This is a genomic window from Methylobacterium crusticola, from assembly GCF_003574465.1.
In the GTDB taxonomy this organism is placed as follows: domain Bacteria; phylum Pseudomonadota; class Alphaproteobacteria; order Rhizobiales; family Beijerinckiaceae; genus Methylobacterium; species Methylobacterium crusticola.
In genome coordinates, this window is sequence record NZ_QOWC01000043.1 from 17,747 (window position 1) to 38,386 (window position 20,640).

The 20,640-nt window shown below is 74.3% G+C and carries 22 protein-coding genes and 1 tRNA gene; 7 read left to right on the top strand and 16 right to left on the bottom strand.

What is annotated here, in order from left to right:
* The first annotated feature begins 42 nt into the window (after nt 1-42).
* Nucleotides 43-276: a hypothetical protein gene (locus tag DT057_RS17575; RefSeq protein ID WP_128563402.1), complete on the top strand. Its 234-nt coding sequence runs from the start codon at nt 43-45 to the stop codon at nt 274-276.
* Between the two features lie 224 nt (nt 277-500).
* Here DT057_RS17575 and DT057_RS17580 read toward each other — a convergent pair whose 3' ends face one another.
* The 6 genes from DT057_RS17580 to DT057_RS17605 form a co-directional block, all read right to left on the bottom strand.
* Nucleotides 501-935, bottom strand: a complete 435-nt coding sequence (locus DT057_RS17580; protein WP_128563403.1) for a hypothetical protein — start codon at nt 933-935, stop codon at nt 501-503.
* A gap of 644 nt (nt 936-1,579) precedes the next feature.
* Complete coding sequence (locus tag DT057_RS37535; protein ID WP_128563427.1) at nt 1,580-1,807, bottom strand: putative hemolysin; 228 nt, start codon at nt 1,805-1,807, stop codon at nt 1,580-1,582.
* A gap of 368 nt (nt 1,808-2,175) precedes the next feature.
* On the bottom strand, nt 2,176-2,430 hold the full coding sequence (locus DT057_RS17590) for a hypothetical protein (protein WP_203236302.1): 255 nt from the start codon (nt 2,428-2,430) through the stop codon (nt 2,176-2,178).
* Nucleotides 2,431-2,708: 278 nt separating this feature from the next.
* Nucleotides 2,709-2,783: transfer RNA gene (locus DT057_RS17595), tRNA-Gly, on the bottom strand.
* Nucleotides 2,784-2,879: 96 nt separating this feature from the next.
* The gene (locus tag DT057_RS17600) at nt 2,880-3,353 is read right to left on the bottom strand and encodes an NUDIX domain-containing protein (RefSeq protein WP_128563404.1); all 474 of its coding nucleotides are present in this window, start codon (nt 3,351-3,353) and stop codon (nt 2,880-2,882) included.
* A gap of 23 nt (nt 3,354-3,376) precedes the next feature.
* Nucleotides 3,377-4,075 carry a fumarylacetoacetate hydrolase family protein gene (locus DT057_RS17605; protein ID WP_128563405.1) on the bottom strand — a complete coding sequence of 233 codons (699 nt, stop codon included), beginning with the start codon at nt 4,073-4,075 and terminating at the stop codon, nt 3,377-3,379.
* Nucleotides 4,076-4,264: 189 nt separating this feature from the next.
* Here DT057_RS17605 and DT057_RS17610 point away from each other — a divergent pair, with 189 nt between their 5' ends.
* The 4 genes from DT057_RS17610 (at nt 4,265) to DT057_RS17625 (ending at nt 10,059) form a co-directional block, all read left to right on the top strand.
* Nucleotides 4,265-5,767: an FAD-binding oxidoreductase gene (locus DT057_RS17610; protein ID WP_238313330.1), complete on the top strand. Its 1,503-nt coding sequence runs from the start codon at nt 4,265-4,267 to the stop codon at nt 5,765-5,767.
* 172 nt (nt 5,768-5,939) lie between these two features.
* On the top strand, nt 5,940-8,294 hold the full coding sequence (locus DT057_RS17615; RefSeq protein WP_128563407.1) for a xanthine dehydrogenase family protein molybdopterin-binding subunit: 2,355 nt from the start codon (nt 5,940-5,942) through the stop codon (nt 8,292-8,294).
* Nucleotides 8,291-8,602: a DUF2218 domain-containing protein gene (locus tag DT057_RS17620; RefSeq protein WP_128563408.1), complete on the top strand. Its 312-nt coding sequence runs from the start codon at nt 8,291-8,293 to the stop codon at nt 8,600-8,602. Before DT057_RS17615 ends, DT057_RS17620 begins: the two co-directional genes overlap by 4 nt.
* Before the next feature lie 182 nt (nt 8,603-8,784).
* Nucleotides 8,785-10,059 (top strand): aminopeptidase, encoded by a 1,275-nt coding sequence (locus DT057_RS17625; RefSeq protein ID WP_128563409.1) that lies wholly within the window; start codon nt 8,785-8,787, stop codon nt 10,057-10,059.
* A gap of 36 nt (nt 10,060-10,095) precedes the next feature.
* Here DT057_RS17625 and DT057_RS17630 read toward each other — a convergent pair whose 3' ends face one another.
* The 10 genes from DT057_RS17630 to DT057_RS17675 form a co-directional block, all read right to left on the bottom strand.
* Nucleotides 10,096-11,133, bottom strand: a complete 1,038-nt coding sequence (locus DT057_RS17630; protein ID WP_128563410.1) for an NADP-dependent oxidoreductase — start codon at nt 11,131-11,133, stop codon at nt 10,096-10,098.
* A 210-nt stretch (nt 11,134-11,343) separates the two neighbouring features.
* Complete coding sequence (locus tag DT057_RS17635; protein WP_128563411.1) at nt 11,344-12,081, bottom strand: DUF1223 domain-containing protein; 738 nt, start codon at nt 12,079-12,081, stop codon at nt 11,344-11,346.
* A 6-nt stretch (nt 12,082-12,087) separates the two neighbouring features.
* On the bottom strand, nt 12,088-13,131 hold the full coding sequence (locus tag DT057_RS17640; RefSeq protein WP_128563412.1) for a lipid A biosynthesis lauroyl acyltransferase: 1,044 nt from the start codon (nt 13,129-13,131) through the stop codon (nt 12,088-12,090).
* A gap of 152 nt (nt 13,132-13,283) precedes the next feature.
* Complete coding sequence (locus DT057_RS17645; protein ID WP_128563413.1) at nt 13,284-14,306, bottom strand: zinc-binding dehydrogenase; 1,023 nt, start codon at nt 14,304-14,306, stop codon at nt 13,284-13,286.
* Between the two features lie 28 nt (nt 14,307-14,334).
* On the bottom strand, nt 14,335-14,619 hold the full coding sequence (locus tag DT057_RS17650; RefSeq protein ID WP_128563414.1) for an SH3 domain-containing protein: 285 nt from the start codon (nt 14,617-14,619) through the stop codon (nt 14,335-14,337).
* 31 nt (nt 14,620-14,650) lie between these two features.
* Entirely contained in the window at nt 14,651-15,418 is a 768-nt protein-coding gene (locus tag DT057_RS17655) for an SDR family NAD(P)-dependent oxidoreductase (protein WP_128563415.1), read from the bottom strand.
* Nucleotides 15,415-16,710 (bottom strand): beta-ketoacyl-ACP synthase, encoded by a 1,296-nt coding sequence (locus tag DT057_RS17660; RefSeq protein WP_128563416.1) that lies wholly within the window; start codon nt 16,708-16,710, stop codon nt 15,415-15,417. The genes DT057_RS17655 and DT057_RS17660 overlap by 4 nt, the downstream gene beginning before the upstream one ends.
* Nucleotides 16,707-17,849, bottom strand: a complete 1,143-nt coding sequence (locus tag DT057_RS17665; RefSeq protein WP_128563417.1) for a beta-ketoacyl-ACP synthase — start codon at nt 17,847-17,849, stop codon at nt 16,707-16,709. Before DT057_RS17665 ends, DT057_RS17660 begins: the two co-directional genes overlap by 4 nt.
* On the bottom strand, nt 17,846-18,310 hold the full coding sequence (locus DT057_RS17670; RefSeq protein ID WP_128563418.1) for a 3-hydroxyacyl-ACP dehydratase FabZ family protein: 465 nt from the start codon (nt 18,308-18,310) through the stop codon (nt 17,846-17,848). The genes DT057_RS17665 and DT057_RS17670 overlap by 4 nt, the downstream gene beginning before the upstream one ends.
* Before the next feature lie 21 nt (nt 18,311-18,331).
* Complete coding sequence (locus DT057_RS17675) at nt 18,332-18,634, bottom strand: acyl carrier protein (RefSeq protein WP_128563419.1); 303 nt, start codon at nt 18,632-18,634, stop codon at nt 18,332-18,334.
* A gap of 278 nt (nt 18,635-18,912) precedes the next feature.
* Between DT057_RS17675 and DT057_RS17680 the strand changes: the two genes are divergently transcribed.
* Together DT057_RS17680 and DT057_RS17685 are read left to right on the top strand one after the other, a co-directional pair.
* Nucleotides 18,913-20,004 carry an AI-2E family transporter gene (locus DT057_RS17680; RefSeq protein WP_407068092.1) on the top strand — a complete coding sequence of 364 codons (1,092 nt, stop codon included), beginning with the start codon at nt 18,913-18,915 and terminating at the stop codon, nt 20,002-20,004.
* 151 nt (nt 20,005-20,155) lie between these two features.
* On the top strand, nt 20,156-20,632 hold the full coding sequence (locus DT057_RS17685; protein WP_128563420.1) for a RidA family protein: 477 nt from the start codon (nt 20,156-20,158) through the stop codon (nt 20,630-20,632).
* Nucleotides 20,633-20,640: the final 8 nt, after the last annotated feature.

Consider the following 20,640-nt stretch of genomic DNA (forward strand, 5'->3'; position numbering starts at 1 on the left):
AGGGGCTGAGCCGCGCGGCGGCTGCCACGACGGAGCGTGAGCATGACGAAGCTCTTCATCGCGAAGATCGGCCGGGACCATCCCCTGGTGACGGTGCGGGCCGCAGGCGAGGGCGAGGCCAGGCTGTTCCTCGAGGCCGCCTATCCGGACGAGACGATCGAGGCGGTGGCGGAGCCGAGCGACTGGGTGAGCGATGCCGACACCGGGAGCCGGGCCGGCGACATCCGCGAGCACCCGGGCGTGGCCTGGCAGGCCCCGTCGAGCCTCCCGGGCTGATCCGCGCGCGGCGCCCTTCTCAAATGAGTGTGCCGGCCCGGCGGCGACGCGTTACGGTCAAGGTCGGGACCCCGCCTTCCCGCCCGGCCCCGCCGAGGCGGGTTCTTTCTGAGATCAGCGCGCCGCACACCGCCGCCGGCGCTCTGATGCCCCGGGCAGACGCGCCGAGCGCAGCCTGCCCGGGGCTCACCCCCCGCAGGCCGGGGCGCACCGCCCGGTCCTCGCTAGTGGAGTGCGAGCTCGCGGGAATGATCCGCGACGGACAGCTGCGCCGTGCTCGCGAGCGAGACCGGGAGCGCGACGTCCCGCGGCACCGGCATCGTCTGACGGGACACGTCCTTCTGCGGCGGCCCAGGCTCCGCGGCCCGGGCGGAGAGGGTCGCGGCGCGTTCCCGCTCGGTGTGCTCGGCCTGCTCGGCCAGATCCTCGAGCTTGTACGCCGCCAGGGCGGCACAGCTCGCCACGAAGGCGAGGAGGCGGCTGGGCTGCGCGAACTCCTTGCAGAACATCAGGTAGCCTGCGTTCGCGGCAAAGAACAGAATCAGGCCAAGGGCCGTCAGATTGAACAACTGCCCGGACTGTAGATACACAAACAAGACGACAGCCAATAAGATGGCGGAGGCGCCAACGAGGCAATATCTGATATATTCAGAGTACAATCGGTAGCCCTCCACATTGCGTGCGCCGCACGCGCGCGGCGTGAACCGTCACGCTGGTCGCCCGGCGAGGCACAATAGGGTCAATTAAGGCTTGGTTAAGGCACGACATAGCCCGCCGGCGTCCCATGTGCCTCCCGGCATCGCAGCGTTGGCGGTGGCATCGCGGTTGGCAGAGTGATGAATACGATCCGACTTGCCGGCAGAAATTTCAATCTATACTAGATCAAAATTCAATATATTGTACATATCGATGGATTTTGGCCGTGAATAACCGGTTGATTTCATTTTGTAGCGGCCGCGCTCAAAAGAAATTCAATCAGTCAGGATTGTGCCAATCCCGAGAACGGCAGTTCGACTTGCGGCGGCCGGTCCGGCTGCGGTGGCCGTGGTGGCGTCGGGCCGAGGGCGGGGACGATGGCAGCCGACGGCGGGGGCTCCCGCAGCACGCGATCGTGGCGGAGATCAGGCCGAAAGGAGGCCGAAGGTCGCTCGAAGGAATCGGGAGGCCTGCCCGTGCGCGTGAACCTGCGAGCAGGGTTGCCGGATGTCGGACGCCACCGCACCGGTTGCGAGAGCGGCGACGGGATCGTGCACCATGAGGTCCCCGCGTCCGGTGGCAGGCCGCCGCGCGTGCGCCCGTGCGGTCACTCGGGAGGGGTGCAGCGGCCGTCCCGCAGGAGTGCCCATTCCTCGCAGACGCGGCCGTCGGGGAAGCGGCAATACCCGGTCTGGCCGCTGTCACGGCTTCGGATCTCGGACGTCCCGCCCTTCTCTGCGCAGCTCACGGATGCGGAGTTTCCGAGGGTGAGGCGCTCGGAACGGCCGCGTTGACCCGCCTCGGCGCCGGCGGCGATCAGGCACGCGCAGACCATGAGGAGAGACCGGGCCACTACGGCAGCCGGTCTTCGTTCCCGATGATCGATCACGATCGTTGCTCCTCCACCGGCCGCTTCACCTGCATCGGCCCGTCCGCGCGTCGCCGCCCGCGCGTACACGGCCTGATCTGCGAAGACCCGCCCGGCCTTCGCGCGCCGCGCGTCGTGCGGCCGGAGAGCGGATCCGCATCGGGGCGGGCCGCCGGCATCGTCCCGCGCCCGCCTCGCCGTGGTGGCGGGCTCGACCGGTGCCGACGACGGTGCCGGGCTGGCGCCCGTCGGGGCTCGTGGGCGGCTGGGGGCCGGATGCCGGGCCCCTCGCCATGCCCCGCCACGATGACGCCGGCAGGCCCGGCGGTCCCGGATCACCTTGCCTTCGGCTTGGCCTTGGCCTTGGCCTTCGGGGCGGGCGCGGCGGCGGCGATCTCCGCGTCCCGCTCCAGCCGTGCCGCCTTCAGGCGCACCATGTTCTCGTCGCGGCTGCGGTCGGCCGAGGCGATGTCCTCCCAGGCCTGCTTGGCCATCTCGGCACGTTCGGCCTGCATCGCCGCCCGGTGCTCGCGCTGGGAGGCCTTGGCCGGTTCGGTGGCGCCGTCGGGCGCGTCGTCATGGGTGCTCATCGTTGATCCTTATCGTTCCTGCCGGGTGGTCGACCAGCCTCGCTGCGCCGCCGGCATCCCTGGAGGCGTCCCTGCGATCGTGCGGGCGCTTCCTGCCGTCGTCGTGAGCCCCGGTCGGCAGGCCCGTGCAATCCCTCTGACTGCCCGTCCGCGCGCGGCCGCGAAGCGCGGCATGGCGTCGCGCCAGGATCGCCGCCCCGCTGCCCTCCGGGGGCGTCCGAAAACGACGAGGGCCGCCGAGTGGCAGCCCTCAAGTCGTCCGGATCGTTGAGGAAAACTGGAGCGGGCGAAGGGATTCGAACCCTCGACCCCAACCTTGGCAAGGTTGTGCTCTACCCCTGAGCTACACCCGCTCTCGCGTTTTCCGGAGCCACCGTGGCGGCGCCGATGGGCGGCATAAACACCATTCCGCCGGCGGGCGCAAGGGGGAGATCGCGGCGCGCGGCCCGTCACCAGCGCGCGGCGGGCGGGATGCCGTGCGCGATCTCGGCGAGGCGCGCCCGGGTGGCCGTCGTCGTGTCGGCGGGCAGGTCGCCGAGGGGGAAGAAGCCGCACTCGGCGATCTCGCGGTCGGGGCGCTTGGGCGCCCGGACCGCGAAGGCGCGGGCGACGTAGAGCGCGACGTGGTCGCGTCCGGAGGCGGCGGCATTGAGGTAGAAGCCGTGCAGGCGGGGCGTCACGGCGGGGTCGAGCACCACCTCGGCCTCCTCCAGGAACTCCCGGCCGAGGGCCTCGAGGGCGGTCTCGCCGGGCTCGACGCCGCCGCCCGGCAGGTGCCAGCCGGCCACGTAGGTGTGCCGGATCAGGCAGACCCGGTCCTCTCCGTCGATGGCCGCGCCGCGCACGCCGAGGGTCATCCCGCGGGTGACGCGCCAGACCAGGTGGGCGCCGCGCATGAGCAGGTGCTGCGTGCGTCGTGTCACGTCGTCCCCTCCCGGGCGCCCGCTCAGCCGACCGCGAGGCGGATCTCGCCCACGCCCTCGATCGACCCGACCAGGGTCTGCCCGCGCGCGACCGCGCCGACGCCCTCCGGGGTGCCGGCGAAGATCACGTCGCCGGGCTCGAGCGCGAAGTAGGCCGACAGGTAGGCGATCTGCTCGGCCACGGACCAGATCATGTCGGAGAGGTCGGCCTTCTGGCGCACGGCGCCGTCGACGGTGAGCGCGATCGTGCCCCGCTCCGGGTGGCCGATGGCGCTCGCCGGCTGGAGCACGCCGACCGGTCCCGAGGCGTCGGCGCTCTTGCCGAGCTCCCAGGGCCGGCGCAGGGCCTTGGCCTCGTCCTGGAGGTCGCGCCGGGTCATGTCGAGGCCGACCGCGTAGCCGTAGACGTGCTCGAGGGCGCGCGCGACCGGGATGTCGCGCCCGGACTGGCCGAGGGCCACCACCAGCTCGATCTCGTGGTGGTAGTTCGCGGTCTTCGGCGGGTAGGGATGCGCCACGGTCTCGCCGGCCGGCACCACCTGGAGCGCGTCGGCGGGCTTCATGAAGAAGAACGGCGGCTCGCGGGTCGGGTCGGCGCCCATCTCGCGGGCATGCGCCGCGTAGTTGCGCCCGACGCAGTAGACCCGCCGGACCGGGAACAGATCCTGGGTGCCGTGAATGGGGAGCGCGGTGCGCGGCGGGTTCGGGATCACGGAGAGCATGGGGTCCGTCTCGGGCGGGGGGGCGGGGCCCGGCGCCTTGGGAAAACGCCGGCTGACCGCTATCTAGAGGCCGCGTCCGCGGCGCGCCATCCCGGCCTCCCGCGCCGCCGGGTCGGTGCCTCGGTGGACCGCATCCCGCCTCCGGGAGCCTGCCGCGTGCGGGGTCCTGTCCGCCTCCGTGAGCCTGCCGTGTCCAACAAGAGCCTGATCGACACCCTCGCGGCGCGCCTCGGCGCCGCCCACGTCCTGACCGCGCCCGACGACGTGGCTCCCCACCTCGCCGAGACCCGCGGGCTCTACCGCGGGGAGGCGCTCGCGGTCGTGCGCCCGCGCGACACCGCCGAGGTGGCCTTCGCGGTGCGGGAATGCGCCCGCGCCCGGGTGCCCGTGGTGGCGCAGGGCGGCAATACCGGCCTCGTCGGCGGCGGCGTGCCGGCCGGCGGCGTGGTGATCTCGCTCTCGCGCCTCGACCGGGTGCGGACGCTCGACGTCCTCGACGCCACCATCACGGTCGAGGCGGGCTGCGTGCTCGCCCGGGTGCAGCAGGCGGCGGACGAGGCCGGGCTGCTCTTCCCCCTCTCCCTCGCCTCGGAGGGCTCGTGCCGCATCGGCGGCAACCTCGCCACCAACGCCGGGGGCACCGCGGTGCTGGCCTACGGCAACGCCCGCGAGCTCACCCTCGGGCTCGAGGTGGTGCTGGCGGACGGGCGGGTCTGGAACGGCCTGCGGGCCCTGCGCAAGGACAATGCCGGCTACGACCTGAAACACCTCTTCGTCGGCTCCGAGGGCACCCTCGGCATCATCACGGCGGCGGTGCTGAAGCTCTTCCCCAAGCCGGCCTCCCGCGCCACCGCCTTCCTGGGCCTCGCCTCGGCGCGGGCGGCGCTCGCGGCCTTCGGGCACCTGCGCGGGCGGGTCGGCCCGCGCCTCACGGCCTTCGAGTACCTGCCGCGCTTCGCCCTCGAGATCGTGCTGCGCCACCTCCCGGGTGCGGTGCGCCCGCTCGCGGGCGACCACGCCGCCTACGCGCTGGTGGAGCTCTCCTCCCCGGCCCCCGATGCCGGCGCGGAGCTCGAGGGACTCCTCGCCGGGCTGATCGAGGCCGAGGGGGCCGAGGACGCCGTGCTCGCCCAGAGCGACGCGCAGGGACGCGCCCTCTGGCGCCTGCGCGAGAGCCTGTCCGAGGTCCAGGGCCACGAGGGCGGCTCGATCAAGCACGACGTCGCGGTGCCGGTGTCGCGGGTGGCGGAGTTCCTCGAGCGGGCGACGGCCGCCTGCGAGGCGGCGATGCAGGGGGTGCGGGTCTGCGCCTTCGGGCATTTCGGCGACGGCAACATCCACTTCAACCTGACCCAGCCCCCGGGCATGGACCGGATGGCGTTCCTGGCCGCCTGGCCGCGCTTCAACCGCATCGTCCACGACATCGTGCACGAACTCGACGGCTCGATCGCGGCCGAGCACGGGGTCGGGCTGATCAAGCGCGACGAGCTCCTGCGCTACAAGGACCCCGTCGCCCTCGACCTGATGCACCGCCTCAAGGCGGCCCTCGATCCCCACGGCCTCCTCAATCCCGGCAAGGTGCTGCCCGACCGGGTGCTCCCCGGCGACCTCCTGCCCGGCGAGGCTCCGCCGGAGCGGGAGGGATCCGGCGGGGCGCCGGCGGCCGGGAGCCGCTCCGGCGCGGCGGCCTGAGCGCCGGAAAGCCGGCGTCCGGGGGCGCCCCGGTCCGTGGCGAAAGGTCACCGGCCGGCGGGCTCCCGCCCGAGCCGTGACGCCTGCGCCGGGGTGTCCCGCCCCGGAGCGCCTTGCAGGTTCCCGCCGAGTTGCTAGCTCAGGGTGTATTGGACTTCCGGAGAGCCCCGGCATGAACGCCCGTCCCGACGCCCGCAACTTCGCGGCCCCGCAGAAATTCGGCATCGGCCAGCCGGTCCCGCGGGCCGAGGACCCGGTGCTGGTGCGGGGCGAGGGCCGCTACACCGACGATCTCGCCCTGGACGGGCAGGCCTACGGGGTGTTCGTGCGCAGCCCGATCGCCCACGGTTTCCTGCGGGGCATCGACTCCGAGGCCGCGGCCGCCCTGCCGGGCGTGATCGCGGTCCTGACGGCGGCCGACCTCGACGGCTACGGGCCGATCGGCAACGGCATGCCCTTCAAGAACCAGGACGGCTCGGCCATGCGCAAGCCGCCGCAGCCCTCGCTGTCGACGGACCGGGTGCGCTACGTCGGCGAGCCCGTCGCCCTGGTGGTGGCCGAGACGCTGGCGCAGGCCCGCGACGCCGCCGAGGCGGTGGTGCTCGACATCGAGGACCTGCCGGTCGTCACCACGGCCGACGAGGCCGCCGCGGAGGGCGCGCCCCTCCTCTACGACGACGTGCCGGGCAACCTCGCCCTCGACTTCCGCCTCGGCGACGCGGCGGCCACCGAGGCGGCCTTCGCGGCGGCGGCGCACGTGACGACCCTCGACCTCGTCAACAACCGCCTGGTGATCAACCCGATGGAGCCCCGCTCGGCCATCGGCGCCTACGACGGCGAGGCCGGGCGCCACACCCTGCATGTCGGCTCGCAGGGCGTGTTCGGCCTGCGCAACGGGCTCGCGGACGGCGTCCTGAAGGTCGCGCGCGACAAGGTCCGGGTGCTCACCGGCAACGTCGGCGGCTCGTTCGGCATGAAGGCGCCGGTCTATCCCGAGTACCTGCCGCTCCTGCACGCCGCCAAGGTGCTGGGCCGGCCGGTGAAGTGGACCGACCAGCGCTCCGAGAGCTTCCTGTCGGACCATCACGGCCGCGACGTGGCGGTGGTGGCGGAGCTCGCCCTCGACGCCGAGGGGCGCTTCCTGGCCTACCGGCTGCGCGGCAGCGCCAACATGGGCGGCTACCTCAACCCCCTCGCGCCCCTGTTCCAGACCGTCAACATCGCCCGCAACATGGTGGGGGTCTACCGCACGCCGGTCTTCGACGTCGCGGTGGCCTGCCTGTTCACCAACACCACGCCGATCGGCGCCTACCGGGGTGCCGGCCGGCCGGAGGGCAACTACTTCATCGAGCGCCTGATCGACACCGCCGCCGCCGAGACCGGCCGCGACCGCGTCGCCCTGCGCCGCCTCAACCACATTCGCCCCGAGGACATGCCGTACGCGGCGCCCTCGGGCATGACCTACGACAGCGGCGACTTCCCGGCGGTGCTCGACCGGGCCCTCGCGGCCGCCGACTGGGACGGCTTCGCGGCGCGGCGGGCCGAGAGCGCCGGCCGGGGCATGCTGCGAGGCATCGGCATCGGCGACTACCTCGAGATCACCGCGCCGCCCCAGAACGAGATGGGCGGCATCCGCTTCGAGGCCGACGGCACCGTGACGATCATCACCGGCACGCTGGATTACGGCCAGGGGCACCTGACGCCGTTCTCGCAGGTGCTGCACGACCGCCTCGGCATCCCGCTCGACCGCATCCGCCTGCTCCAGGGCGACAGCGACCAGCTCATCGCGGGCGGCGGCACCGGCGGCTCGAAGTCCCTGATGGCGAGCGGCGCCGCCATCGTGGAGGCCGGCGACCTCGTGATCGCCAAGGGACGCGAGGCTGCCGCCTCGGTGCTGGAGGCGGGCGTCGCCGACATCGAGTTCCGCGAGGGCCGCTTCACCATCGCGGGCACCGACCGCGGCATCGGGCTGCTCGAGCTCGCCGCGAAGGTCCGGGCCGGGCTGCCCGACCCGGGCGCGCCGACGAGCCTCGACGTCGCCCACGTGCACGAGCAGTCGCCCTCCGCCTTCCCGAACGGCTGCCACGTCGCCGAGGTCGAGGTCGACCCGGAGACCGGGGTCGCCACCGTGGTGCGCTACACCACGGTCAACGATTTCGGCACGATCGTGAACCCGCTCCTCGTGGAGGGCCAGCTCCACGGCGGCGTGGTGCAGGGCATCGGCCAGGCCCTGATGGAGCGCACCGCCTACGACGACCAGGGCCAGCTCGTGACGGGCTCGTACATGGATTACTGCCTGCCGCGGGCCTCCGACGCGCCGTTCATGGGCTTCGAGAGTCACGCGGTGCCGGCCACCACGAACCCCCTCGGGGTGAAGGGCTGCGGCGAGGCCGGCTGCGCCGGGTCGCTGCCCTCGGTGATGAACGCCCTCGTGGACGCCCTGCGGCCCCGGGGCATCGCCCACATCAACATGCCGGCGACCCCGCGGGCGATCTGGGCGGCCCTCCAGGAGGCCTCCGCCCGATGAGCGGCCCGGCGACGCTGACGTCGGAGGCCCGCGTCGACACCCAGCAGGGCAGCCGCTACCTGACCCAGCTCTGCAAGCACTGGAGCCACAAGTTCCCCGACACGGCGTTCTCGCCGGAGCGCGGCGTGGTGCCGTTCGGGGAAGGCCGCACCTTCACGGCCGAGGCCGACCCGGACGGCCTGACCCTGCGGGTCGCGGCCCACGACCTCGAGGCCCTGACCCGGATGCAGGGCGTCGTGGCCGAGCACCTGGCCCGGTTCGCCTTCCGGGAGGATCTCGGCGGGCTCGCCTGGGCGCGGGTGGTGTGAGCGGCGCGGTCCCGGCGCCGAGGAGCCCGCCGGGATCGCCGCGCGGGGTGGATTCGCGTACGCTCGCGCCGCGCCGCCCGGGGCTCGCGGGGCCGAGTTCCCGCCGAAGCCCGCGCGCGCGGCACCGGACGCGGTCGGGCCGTGCAGGCCCGCAACGAGGCATTCCCGAAGAAGGCGGCATCATGAACATCCACGCCCCCGACCCCACGGCGCCGACAGCCGCGTTCGCCCCCGACGCCCGCCTCGACCGGCTCGCCGAGGTGGCGGTGCGGGTCGGGCTCGGCCTCCAGCCCGGCCAGGAGCTCGTGATGACGGCGCCGCTCGAGGCCCTCCCCCTCGCCCGCCGCATCACCGCCCAGGCCTACGCGGCCGGCGCCTCCCTGGTGACGACGCTCCTGGCCGACGACGAGGCCACCCTGGCGCGCTTCAAGCACGCGCCCGACGGTGCCTTCGACCGCGCCGCCGGCTGGCTCTACGAGGGCATGGCCAACGCCTATCGCGGCGGCGCGGCGCGGCTCGCGATCTCGGGCGACGACCCGTCCCTGCTCGCCGGCCAGGATCCCGACAAGGTGGCGCGGGCGAACCGCGCCCGCTCCAAGGCCTACATGCCGGCCCTGGAGCTGATCGCGAACTTCTCCACCAACTGGACCATCGTGTCGGCGGCGACCCCGGCCTGGGCCCGCACGGTGTTCCCGGCCCTGCCCGAGGACGAGGCCGTGGCCCGCCTGTGGGACGCGATCTTCGCCGCGTCGCGGGTCGACGGCGAGGATCCGGTCGGCGCCTGGGCGGCCCACAACCGGCACCTGAGCGACCGCACCGCCTTCCTGAACCGGAAGGGCTACGCGTCCCTGCGCTTCCGCGGGCCCGGCACCGACCTGACGGTGGGCCTCGCCGACGACCACGAGTGGTGCGGGGGCGCCGCCACGGCGAAGAACGGGATCCTCTGCAACGCCAACATCCCGACCGAGGAGGTGTTCACCACGCCCCACAGGTCGCGGGTCGAGGGGCACGTGAGCGCCACGAAGCCGCTCTCGTACCAGGGCACCCTGATCGACGGCATCGCGGTGCGCTTCGCGGAGGGCCGCATCGTCGACGCGACGGCCCGCACCGGCGCCGACGTCCTCGCCCGGGTGATCGAGACCGACGAGGGCGCCCGGCGCCTCGGCGAGGTCGCGCTCGTGCCGGCCTCCTCGCCGATCTCGGCCTCCGGCCTGCTGTTCTGCAACACCCTCTACGACGAGAACGCGGCGAGCCACATCGCGCTGGGCCAGGCCTACAGCAAGTGCTTCCGCAACGGCGGCGCCGGGCTCACCGAGATCGACCTCGTGTCCCGCGGCGCCAACCGCAGCCTGATCCACATCGACTGGATGATCGGCTCGGCCGAGGTCGACGTCGACGGCGTGGCGAAGGACGGCCGCGCCGAGCCGCTCATGCGCCGCGGCGAGTGGGTGGATTGAGCGGGCGGAGCGCCGCGGGGCTCCGCCCGCGGTTGCTCAGCCGACGTAGATCAGCTTCTTGCCGCGGTTCTCGCCGCGGTAGAGCGCCCGGATGGCACCCGGCGCCTGCTCGATGCCCTGTGAGACGTCCTCGTCGTAGTAGAGCCGGCCCTCCTGGTACCAGGAGACCAGCGCCCGGGCGGCGGCCTCGAACTGGGCGACGTGGTCGAGCACCACGAAGCCGCTCCAGACCAGCCGGCGGGTGAGGACCTCGCGCTCGTTGCGCGGCCCGGTCGGCGTCTCGGTCCAGCTCGCCACCGAGGCCGTCCCGCACTGGACCACGCGGCCGGCCACGGCCATCCGGCGCAGGGCCGCGTCGAGGATCGGCCCGCCGACATTGTCGAAGTAGACGTTGATCCCGCCGGGCGCGTCGGCCGCGAGGGCGGCGGTCCAGTCCGCCGTCCGGTAATTGTAGACCGCGTCGTAGCCGTAGCGCTCGCGGCAGCGCGCCACCTTGGCGTCGTCGCCGGCGAGGCCGAGGGCGCGGCAGCCGAGGTTCCGGGCGATCTGCCCGACGAGGCTGCCGACCGCCCCGCCGGCGGTGGAGACCAGCACGGCGTCGCCGGCCATCGGCCGGCCGAGCACGGTGAGGCCCAGATACGCCGTGAGCCCGTTGAGGCCGAGGAGACCCGCATGGGCGGAGAGCGGAACCGCCTCGCTCGCGCGCCGGAAGATCGCCGCCGGCGTCGCCACGGCGTAGTCCTGCCAGTCGAACCATCCGTACAGGAACTCGCCCTCGCGCACGTCCGGTGCCTGCGAGCGGACGACGACGCCCACGGCCAGCGCCCGCATCGGCCCGCCGAGGGGCACGGGCTTGGCGTAGTTGGACTCGGCGCTGGCCCATCCGCGCTGGGCCGGGTCCGCCGAGAGGTAGAGGTTGCGCACCAGGAACTCGCCCGGGCCGGCCTCCGGCACCGCGACCTCGTCGAGGGCGAAGTCCTCCGGCTGCGGGATGCCCTCGGGCCGGCGCGCCAGTATCACCCGGCGGTTGCGGTCCGGACAGCGATAGTCCGGGACATGTGTCGGGCCGCTCATCGTCCATCCCTCCCCTGGCCGCGCCGCGCCCGGCGGATCATCCGGGGGGCGGCCGCGACCGGCGTCTCGTGCGCGGCTCACCCGCGCGCAGGCGCCAGGGTAGCGCCGCGACCGGGTCCCGGACATCCCGCGCCGGTGATCGGGGATCGCGGCGCGGGATGTCCGGGACCCTGGCGCGCCGCACGGGACCGCTCCCTGAGGACGCGTCCCCTAGAGGCCCGGCCCCTTCGCGGCCCCCAGGATCCGCCCCGGGCCGTTATGCTCGGCCTGCAGCACGACCACGTAGGTATCGGCGTCGCCCGCCCGCAGGGCCGCGCGGAGCACCTCGTAATGGGCCGGGGCGCCGGTCCAGGTGCCGACGTGGTGCATGCCCCTGACCACGTTGCGGTAGGTCACGGTGCGGCCGCGGTTCTCGCCGCGGCCGATCGCGACCTCCCGGGTGCGGGCGACCGGCAGCAGCCACAGCTCCGCCGTGCGGCCCGGATCCGGCGCGGCGCCGACGTCGATGGCGATGCGCTCCGGCCCCGCCTCGCTGCGGATCGCCACCGGGAGGCTCGTGGCGGTGCCCGGGTCGCGGATGCTGCGTTCCAGGGCGGCGCGGTCGGAGCCCACCACCGTGGCGGCGCCGTTCACCACCGCCTGCGGGGTGAAGACCTGCCGGTCGCCCCGCATGCTCGCGTAGGCGCGCTGGCGCTCGGTGAAGGCGGTGTGCGCCAGGGTGTCCTTCCAGCCGAGGTAGTCCCAGTAGGTGACCGGCAGGCTGAGCGCGATCACGCCGGGGTCGCGGGCGAGCTCGCTCATCAGGCGGTCGGCCGGCGGGCAGGCCGAGCAGCCCTGGCTCGTGAACAGCTCGATCACGGCCCGGGGCGCCTCGGCGCCGAGGGCCGTGCCGGAAAAGCCGGTCAGGATCAGGCCTGCGAGAAGTCGGCGGAGGGCCGCGTGCGTCATGCGCCATCAACACCCGGCCGCGGGGCCGACGGAAGTCACGTTAGCTTGAGCCGGCGCCGTCACGGGCGCCGGCGCCGCGCCCGCCGCGGGCGGCCTCGCGTCAGCCGCAGGCGGCGCCCCCTTCGGCAGCAGCGCAGGCCGCCAGCGCCGATGCATCCAGAGCCACTGCTCGGGATGGTCCCGCACCCAGCCCGCGATCACGTCGGTCATCGCCTGCATGGCGCCCCGCACGTCGATCGCGCCCGCGGCGTCCCGCGGCAGGTCGAGGGCCGGGGTGAGCTCGAGCCGGAAGCGCCCCTCCGGCAGCCGGATCACCCGCACGCCGTGGACCGGGCACTCGTAGTGGCGGGCGAGCTTGGCGAGGAGGGGATTGGCGAGGGCCGGCCGCCCGAGGAAGTCGACCACGACGCCGCGGGTGAAGTGCTGGTCCACCAGCATGCCGAGGTGGCCGCCGCGCTCGACCACGCCCTGCATCGCGAAGGCGGCGCCCGGGCCCGCCGCGGTCAGGCCCCCCATGGTGGCCCGCCGCACCTCCTGCACGAGCTGGGCCGCGGCCGGGCTGTTGGGAGGCCGGAACACCGCGCTCGCCTCCAGGCCGAAGCGGGCGGCGCAGATCGCCGGCAGCTCCCAGTTGCCGAGATGGGCCGAGAAGATCAGCCCGGGCCGCCCGTCGTCCCGCAGCGCGAAGAAGTGCTCGATGCCCTCGACGGCGATCCGCCCCGGCGTCGGCGCGTCCGGGTCGTAGTCGAAGATCGCCGCGAGGTGGGCGTACTCGGCCCCGGTGCGCCCGAGATTCTCCCACGAGCCGAGGGCGATGGCCCGGATCTCGGCCTCGCTCCGCTCGGGGAAAGCGTGGCGCAGGTTGGCGAGCGCCGTGCGGTGCGAGGGCAGCCGCGGGCCGAGGGCGCGGGCGATCCGGGCGCCGGCCGCCCCCGCGCGGGCCGGGCCGAGCCGGCGCGCGACCGCGAACAGCCCCCGCACCACGAGGACCATCGGCAGTCCGGCGAGGCGGGAGAGGAGGCGGTACAGCCTCAGCTTCAGACGGAGCAAGGAGGGTCTCACGGCGGATCGCGACGCTTGGATCCCGGGATCTCGCACGAATCGCGCGGCCGGGAGACCCGGTTCCGTGCCGATTCGGCGGACCTGTCACATTTTCGCAAAGGTCGGCGCGGCGGGTCCGGCCGCGTCCGGGCGGGGGATTGTCAGAGCGTGACGATGATCTTCCCGAACACCTGGCGCGAGGCGAGGCGCTCGAGGCCGCTCGCGTAGTCGGCGAGGGGCAGCACCGTGTCGACGACCGGGGTGAGGCCCCCCGCCATCTTGGCCAGGGCCTCGCGGATGTTGGCGAGGCGGCAGCCGAACGAGCCCGTGATGCGGTACTGCTGCTGGAACAGCTGCATCAGGTTCATGGTCGTGGAGACGCCCGAGGTCGACCCGCAGGTGACGAGGCGGCCGCCCCGCTTGAGGCAGAGCAGCGAGCCGTTCCAGGTCTCCGGGCCGACGTGCTCGAACACCACGTCGACGCCCTTGCGCCGGGTCAGCTTGCGGACCTCGCCCTCGAAGCGGTCGGTGCGGTAGTTGACGACGTGGTCGGCGCCGAGCGCCCGCGCCTTCTCGCCCTTCGCGTCGTCGCCGACCGTCGCGAACACCGTGCAGCCGATCGCCTTCGCCATCTTGATCGCGGCGGTGCCGATCCCCGAGCCCCCGGCATGGACCAGGATGCTCTCGCCGGGCTCGAGCCGGGCGTTGTCGAACAGCATGTGCTGCACGGTGCCGAAGGCGACGGGCGCGCAGGCGGCGTCGGTGAGGCCGACGCCCTCCGGCACCGGCACCACGAGGCGGGCCGGCAGGTTCACCCGTTCCCGCGCGAAGCCGTCGATGTGGAAGCCCATGACGCCGCCCACCTCCTCGCAGAGGTTGTCGCGGCCCTCGCGGCAGGCGCGGCAGCGGCCGCAGGTGAGCGCGCCGTAGGGCGCGACGGCGTCCCCCACCGCGAGGTCCCGGACGCCCTCGCCGACGGCCGCGACCTCGCCGGCGGCCTCGGCCCCGACGGCGAGCGGCAGCCTGCGCTTGGCGAAGGCCATCCCGCGGAAGCCCCAGACGTCGATGAAGTTGAGCCCGACCGCCCGCACCCGCACCTGGACCTCGCCGGGGCCGGGCGGCGGCGGCGCGTCGATCTCCGTCAGGCGGAGGTCGCGGTCGCCGAAGAGCTGGAGGGCCTGCATGCTGTGCTCCTGGTGGACGCGTCGTCTCTCACTCGGGCGCCAGGTACCGGCGCCGGGCCCAGCCGACCACGGCGCCGTACTTGACGCGGCACCAGGTGAGGCCGCTCGGTGTGTCGTTAGTGCAGCCGAAGCCCCGCAGCCGCGCCCGCGCCGGCGCCTGGCCGAGGACGGGCGTCGCGGCGTCGGGCGCCTCGCGGATGCTCAGCGTGTCGCCGGGCGCCAGGGAATCGACCCGGAACGCCTCCTGGGCGCGGGCCGGAGCCGCCCCCGCCGCCAGGACGAGGAGCGCGGCCGCGGCGGCGGCGCGACGCATCGGGGGGTGCCTCATGGAATCGTCGCGCTGCTCAGGTGCGGTGGATGCCCATCATCGCGGTCAGGCCGCCATCCACCGGCAGCACCGCCCCGGTGATGTAGCCCGCGCCGGGGCCGAGCAGGAATGCGACGAGTTCCGCAACCTCCGCGGGCGCGGCGAAGCGTCCGGCCGGGATCTGCCGCTCCATGCCGGCGCGGTGGGCCGCGTAGGGCGCCATCATGGCGGTATCGATGAAGCCCGGCGCCACCACGTTCACGGTGACGCCGCGCCGGGCCGACTCGATCGCGAGGGTGCGGCAATAGGCGATGAGCGCCCCCTTGGTGGCCGCGTAGGCCGCGTTGCCGGGGTTGGCCCTCAGCGCCGCCACGGAGCCCACCGCCACGATCCGGCCGGCCTTCGCCCGGGTCATGGGGCGCACCAGCGCCTTGGCGAGCCGCGTCAGCGACCAGAAATTCACCTGCATGGCGGCCTCGGCCCGCTCCTGGTCGAGCATCGCCGCGAGGCTGTCGTAGGGCTGGCCGGCATTGTGGACGAGGCCGAACACGTCCTCGCCCGCCATCACCTCGCAGAAGGCGTCGAGGGCCGCCCGGTCGGCGAGGTCGAGGCGGTGGGCGCGCAGGCGCCGCCCCGGATGCGCGGCGGCGGCCTCCCCGGCCAGGGCCTCGGCGGCCTCCCCGGATTCGCGGTAGGTGAAGTCGACGTCGTGGCCCGCCGCCGTCAGGGCGCGCACGATCGCCGCCCCGAGCCCCCGGGCGCCCCCGGTGACGAGGACGCGCCGCCCCGGCGCCGCCGCGCTCACGCCGGGTCCGCCCCGAACACCAGGCAGGTGTTCTGGCCGCCGAACCCGAACGAGTTCGACAGCACGAAGGAGACCGGCAGGTCGCGGGCCCGCGTCACCACGTCGAGGGGGATCGCGGGGTCGGGCACGGCGTAGTTCAGCGTCGGCGGCACGCGGCCCTGCGCGATGGTGAGGAGCGAGAAGGCCGCCTCGACGGCGCCGGCCGCCGTGAGCGTGTGGCCGATCATCGACTTGTTGGACGAGATCGGCACGTCCCGCATGCGCTCGCCCAGCACCGCGAGGCAGCCCAGTGCCTCCATCTTGTCGTTCTCCGGCGTGCCGGTGCCGTGGGCGTTGACCGTGTCGATCCGGTCGGGGGCGAGCCCCGCATCGTCCAGGGCCGCCCGGATCGCCGCGATGATGGGCGCGCCGTCGGGGCTCGAGCGGGTGCGGTGGAAGCCGTCGCCCTTCTCGCCGCAGCCGAGCACGTAGCCGAGGATCCGGGCGCCCCGGGCGCGGGCGTGGGCGGCGTCCTCCAGCACCAGGGCGGCGGCGCCCTCCCCCATGACGAAGCCGTCGCGGTTCCGGGCGAAGGGCTTCGCGGCGCCCTCCGGCGGGTCGTTCTGGGTCGACAGGGCGGAGAGCAGCGAGAAGCGGATCAGCGATTCCGGGTTCACCGAGCCGTCGGTGCCGATGCAGAGCGCCGCGCTCGTCTCGCCGCGCCGGATCGCCTCGACGCCGAGCTGGATCGCGGTCGCGCCCGACGAGCAGGCCGTCGAGAGCGAGATCGGCGAGCCCCGCGTGCCGAAGCGGTCGGCGATGCGGTCGGCGACGGTGCCGAAGATGAACAGGTCGTGCCAGTCGTCGAAGCGCCGGGTCGCGGCGGCGCGCAGGAGGTCGGCGTAGGTGACGTCCCCGGCGGCACCGGAGGCTTCCGCCAGGGCCCGGCGCTGCGGCCACTCGATCTCGACCGGCGGCACCGCGATGAACAGGGCGCCCGGGAAGGCCTTGCCGAGCCCCGCCTGGGCCACGGCCTCGTCGGCCGCCTCCGTGGCGAAGCGCTCCGACAGGAGGGGCGCCACCATCGGGTCGGCTCGCAGGAAGTCGACCGTGCCGGCGATGCGGGTGCGCAGGCCCTCCGTGGGGAAGCGCGTGATGGCGTGGATGCCGGAGCGGCCGGCCGTGAGCGCTGCCCAGTTGTCGGCGGCGCCCTGCCCCAGCGACGTCACCACGCCGAGGCCGGTGACCGCCACCAGGGGCCGGTCGCGCGCGTCGCGGACCGCGCCCGGGTTGCCGCTCGGGGTGGGGGTCATGGGGCCTCGTCCGGTGCGGTGATGCGCAGGACGCCCTCGCCGCGGCGGTGGCCCACCACCGTGACGGCGACCTCCCGGGCCCCGCCCTGCGCCACCAGCGCGGCGGCGAGCGCGGCCCCGAAGGGGGCGGCGGCCTCCAGGGTGTGGCCCGTGACGTCGCCGAGCGCCCGGACCGGCGCGCCCGGCGCGAGCCGGCCGAGGCTCTCAGCCTCCTCGGCGGTGATGCCGGCGCAGCCGGTGGCGCCCGAGATCACGGCGTCGGGCCGCGCGAGCCCGGACCCGGCCCACAGGGCCGCGATGCTGCCCGACACGGCGCCGGGCCGGCGCGGCGTGCGGTCGCTCTCGACCGCCGCGAGCCGCGCGAGGGCGCGCGCGCCGCGGGCGGCGGCGTGCTCCGCCGCCTCGAGCACCAGGAAGGCCGCCCCCGATCCGAGGATGAAGCCGGGGCCGTCCTCCCGGGCGAAGACCGGGGCGTAGCCGGGCGTGCGCAGGTGCCCGCCCATCTCGTGGATCAGCAGCACGTCCGCGCGCTCGGCGTTGTAGGAGCCGCCGACGAGGAAGATCTCGTTCTGGCCCGAGGCGATGCGGGCCCGGGCGATGCGCAGGGCGTCGACCCCGCTCGCCTCCTCGCCCATGAAGGTGCGCGAGGCGCCGGTGACGCCGTGCACGATGGCGATGTTGCCGGCGAGCAGGTTCGAGAGCTGGGCCAGGAACAGGGTCGGGCGCAGGTCGTTCTGGAGGCGCTCGTTCAGGAAGGCGCCCGGATCGGCGGCCCCGCGCAGGCCCGTGAGGATCTGGCCGTCGACCGCGTAGTCGCGCTCGCCGCCGCCCGCCGCCACCACGAGGTGCATGGCCGCCTTGAGCGCCGCGTCCGCCTTGGCGCCGGCGGCGTCGAGGGCGAGCCCCGCCGCGTAGACGCCGAGGCGCTGCCAGGCCTCCATCTGCCGCTGGTCGGACTTCTTCGGGATCTGGCCGTCGAGGCCAGGCGGCGCCACAGGGTGGACCGGGTAAGGCGCGAAGGTGGTCGCGTCGGTGCGGGGCGCCGCGCCGGAGCGGTAGGCGGCGAGGTGGGCCTCGACGCCCTCGCCCGCGCAGGAGACGAGCCCGAGGCCCGTGATCACGACGTTGCGGGCGCTCACGGGGCGTCCCCGTCGAGGAGGCCGATCCGGACCGCGCGCTCGCGCATCGGCGCGTCGAGGCCATCCGGGAACGGCATGGTCCGGAAGCGCAGCTCCGCATTGCAGAGCGGCTTGCCCTCGGCCCGGATCGCCGCCTTCGTCACCGCGTAGCCCGAGCCGTCATGCTCCAGGCTCGCCTCCACGTCGAGCTCGGCTCCCGGTCCCACGAAGGAGCGGAAGCGCGCCTTGTCGACGCCCATCAGGAACGGCATGTGGCGGAACGACGCATGGGCGAGGAGCAGGTAGCCCGAGGCCTGCGCCATGGTCTCGGTCAGGAGCACGCCGGGCACCAGGGGATATCCGGGGAAGTGCCCCTCGAAGACCGGGCTCGCGAGCGGCACCGTCGCCCGCGCCCCGATGCGCCAGGCGGCGCGGTCGAGGAGCACGACCCGGTCGATCATGTCGAAGTATTCGAGGCGCATCCCCGCGGCGGCCCTCAGGCGTCAGACCTTGGCGGCCTTCTCGGCCACGAGCCCGTCGATGCGGGCGCAGAGGTTCTTGAGCACGAAGTACGCCTCGGCCGGCACCTTGCCCTCGTTGACCTCCTGGGTCCACTGCTCGAGCGGCAGCTTGATGCCGAAGGCCTTGTCGATGGCGAAGGCGATGTCCAGGAAGGCGAGGCTGTCGATGCCGAGATCGTCGATCGCGTGGCTCTCCGGCGTGATCGACTCGCGCGGGATGTCGGCGGTCTCGGCGATGATGTCGGCAACGCGATCGAAGGTGCCGGAGGTCGTAGCGTCGGACATGGACGTGCAGCCGTCTTCCTGCTGAGGTCTGGCTCGAACGGCGCGACCTCCGGACACCCGCCCGAGCCCTGGTCACGAAACCGCTGTTGGCGTTCGCCGGACCCGGCGAATCGAACGGAGCGCCCCGCTGGCGCGGGACCGCCCCCGGTCGAGGGGCCCGCATACACGAGGGGGCACGGGCCGGCAACAGCGTGGCGTTCCTTCGCGGCCCCCGCGCCCTAGTTCAGCGCGGGCGGTTCCCCCGGACGAGGCCGCGCCGTGGACACAGAGGACGCCCCGTGGAACACGTGACGCCACCGCCGCCGACGGTGCCCGCGGAGGCGGACCGGCACGGCCTCGCCCGCACCGCCCTCGTCCTGGGCCTCGGGGCCCTCGGCGTGTGGATCCTGCACGGGTTCCTGCCCGCGCTCGCCTGGGCGGTCATCCTGACCATCGCGCTCCGGCCGCTCTACGCCCGCTTCACGAGGGCCTTCCCGCCGGGGCGGCACAACGTCGTCGGACCGGCCCTATTCACCCTCGGGGTGGCGCTCGTGATCCTGGTGCCCCTCGCCGTGGCGGCGATCCAGGCGGCCCGGGAGGCGCACGACGTGGTGCAGTTCTGGCGCGAGATCGAGGAATCCGGCTGGCCGGTGCCGGACTTCGTCGCCCGCCTGCCGTTCGGCGCCGCGCAGGTCTCGGCCTGGTGGCAGGAGAACCTGAGCCACCCGTCCGGCTCCTCCGAGATGCTGCACCGCCTCGACCGCTCGTCAATCGTCGGCTTCGGGCGCACCTTCGGCAGCCAGATCGTCCACCGCTCGGTGCTGTTCTGCTTCACCCTCCTGACCCTGTTCTTCCTGTTCCGGGACGGCCCGGCGGTGGCGGACCAGGGCCTCAGCGCGGCGCGCCGGCTCTTCGGCCCCCGGGGCGAGCGCGTGGCCCGCCAGATGGCGGCCTCGATCCACGGCACCGTCGACGGGCTGGTGCTGGTCGGCCTCGGCGAGGGCTTCCTGCTCGGGGTGATCTACGTCTTCGCCGGCGTGCCGCACCCGGTCCTGCTCGGGGCCGCGACGGCGCTCGCGGCCATGATCCCGTTCGGGGCGCCCCTCGCCTTCGGCCTCGCCGCCGTGCTGCTCGTGGCCAAGGGCGGCGTCACGGCCGCCGCCGTCGTGGTGGCGGCCGGGATCGTGGTGACCTTCGTGGCCGACCATTTCGTGCGCCCGGTCCTGATCGGCGGCGCGACCCGCCTGCCCTTCCTGTGGGTGCTGCTCGGGATCCTCGGCGGCGTCGAGACCTTCGGGCTCCTCGGCCTGTTCCTCGGCCCCGCCGTGATGGCCGCCCTGGTGCTGCTCTGGCGCGAGTACACCGAGGGCGACGCGACCCCGGTCGCCTGATCCCGGCGGCCCCGCGGCCCGCGGGGGCGGTGCCTCTTTCGCCCGCGCCGGGCTTTACCCGTCCCGGGCCGGTGCTCCAGGATCGCGCGCGCCCTGCCGGGGACCGGCGAGGCGCGCTCCCGCGGAAGACTCGAGACGGCAGATGGCGGCGATGACGGATGCTCCCCTCCCGCGCGGCGAGGCCGCCCGGCGGCTCGGCGCCCTCGGCCTCGTCCTGCCGCGGGTGCCGCCGCCCCGGGGGGCGTTCCTGCCGTTCTCGCGGATCGGCCCGACGCTCTGGCTCGCCGGCCAGATCTGCGAGTGGGAGGGGGAGGTGCGCTTCACCGGCCCGGTGCCGGACGTCGCGACGGGCCAGCGGGCGGCCGAGCTCTGCGCCCTCAACCTGCTCGCCGCACTCAGCCTCGCCCTCGAGGGCGACCTCGACCGCGTGGTGCGCTGCCACCGCCTCGGCGGCTTCGTGCAGGTCTCCCCGGGCTGGCCCGACGTGCCGAAGGCGGTGAACGGCGCCTCCGACCTGATGGCGCGCCTGTTCGGCGAGGCCGGCCGCCACGCCCGGACGGCCGTCGGGGTCGCGGGCCTGCCGGCCGACGCGAGCGTGGAGGTGGACGGGATCTTCGAGGTGCGCTGAGGCGGAGG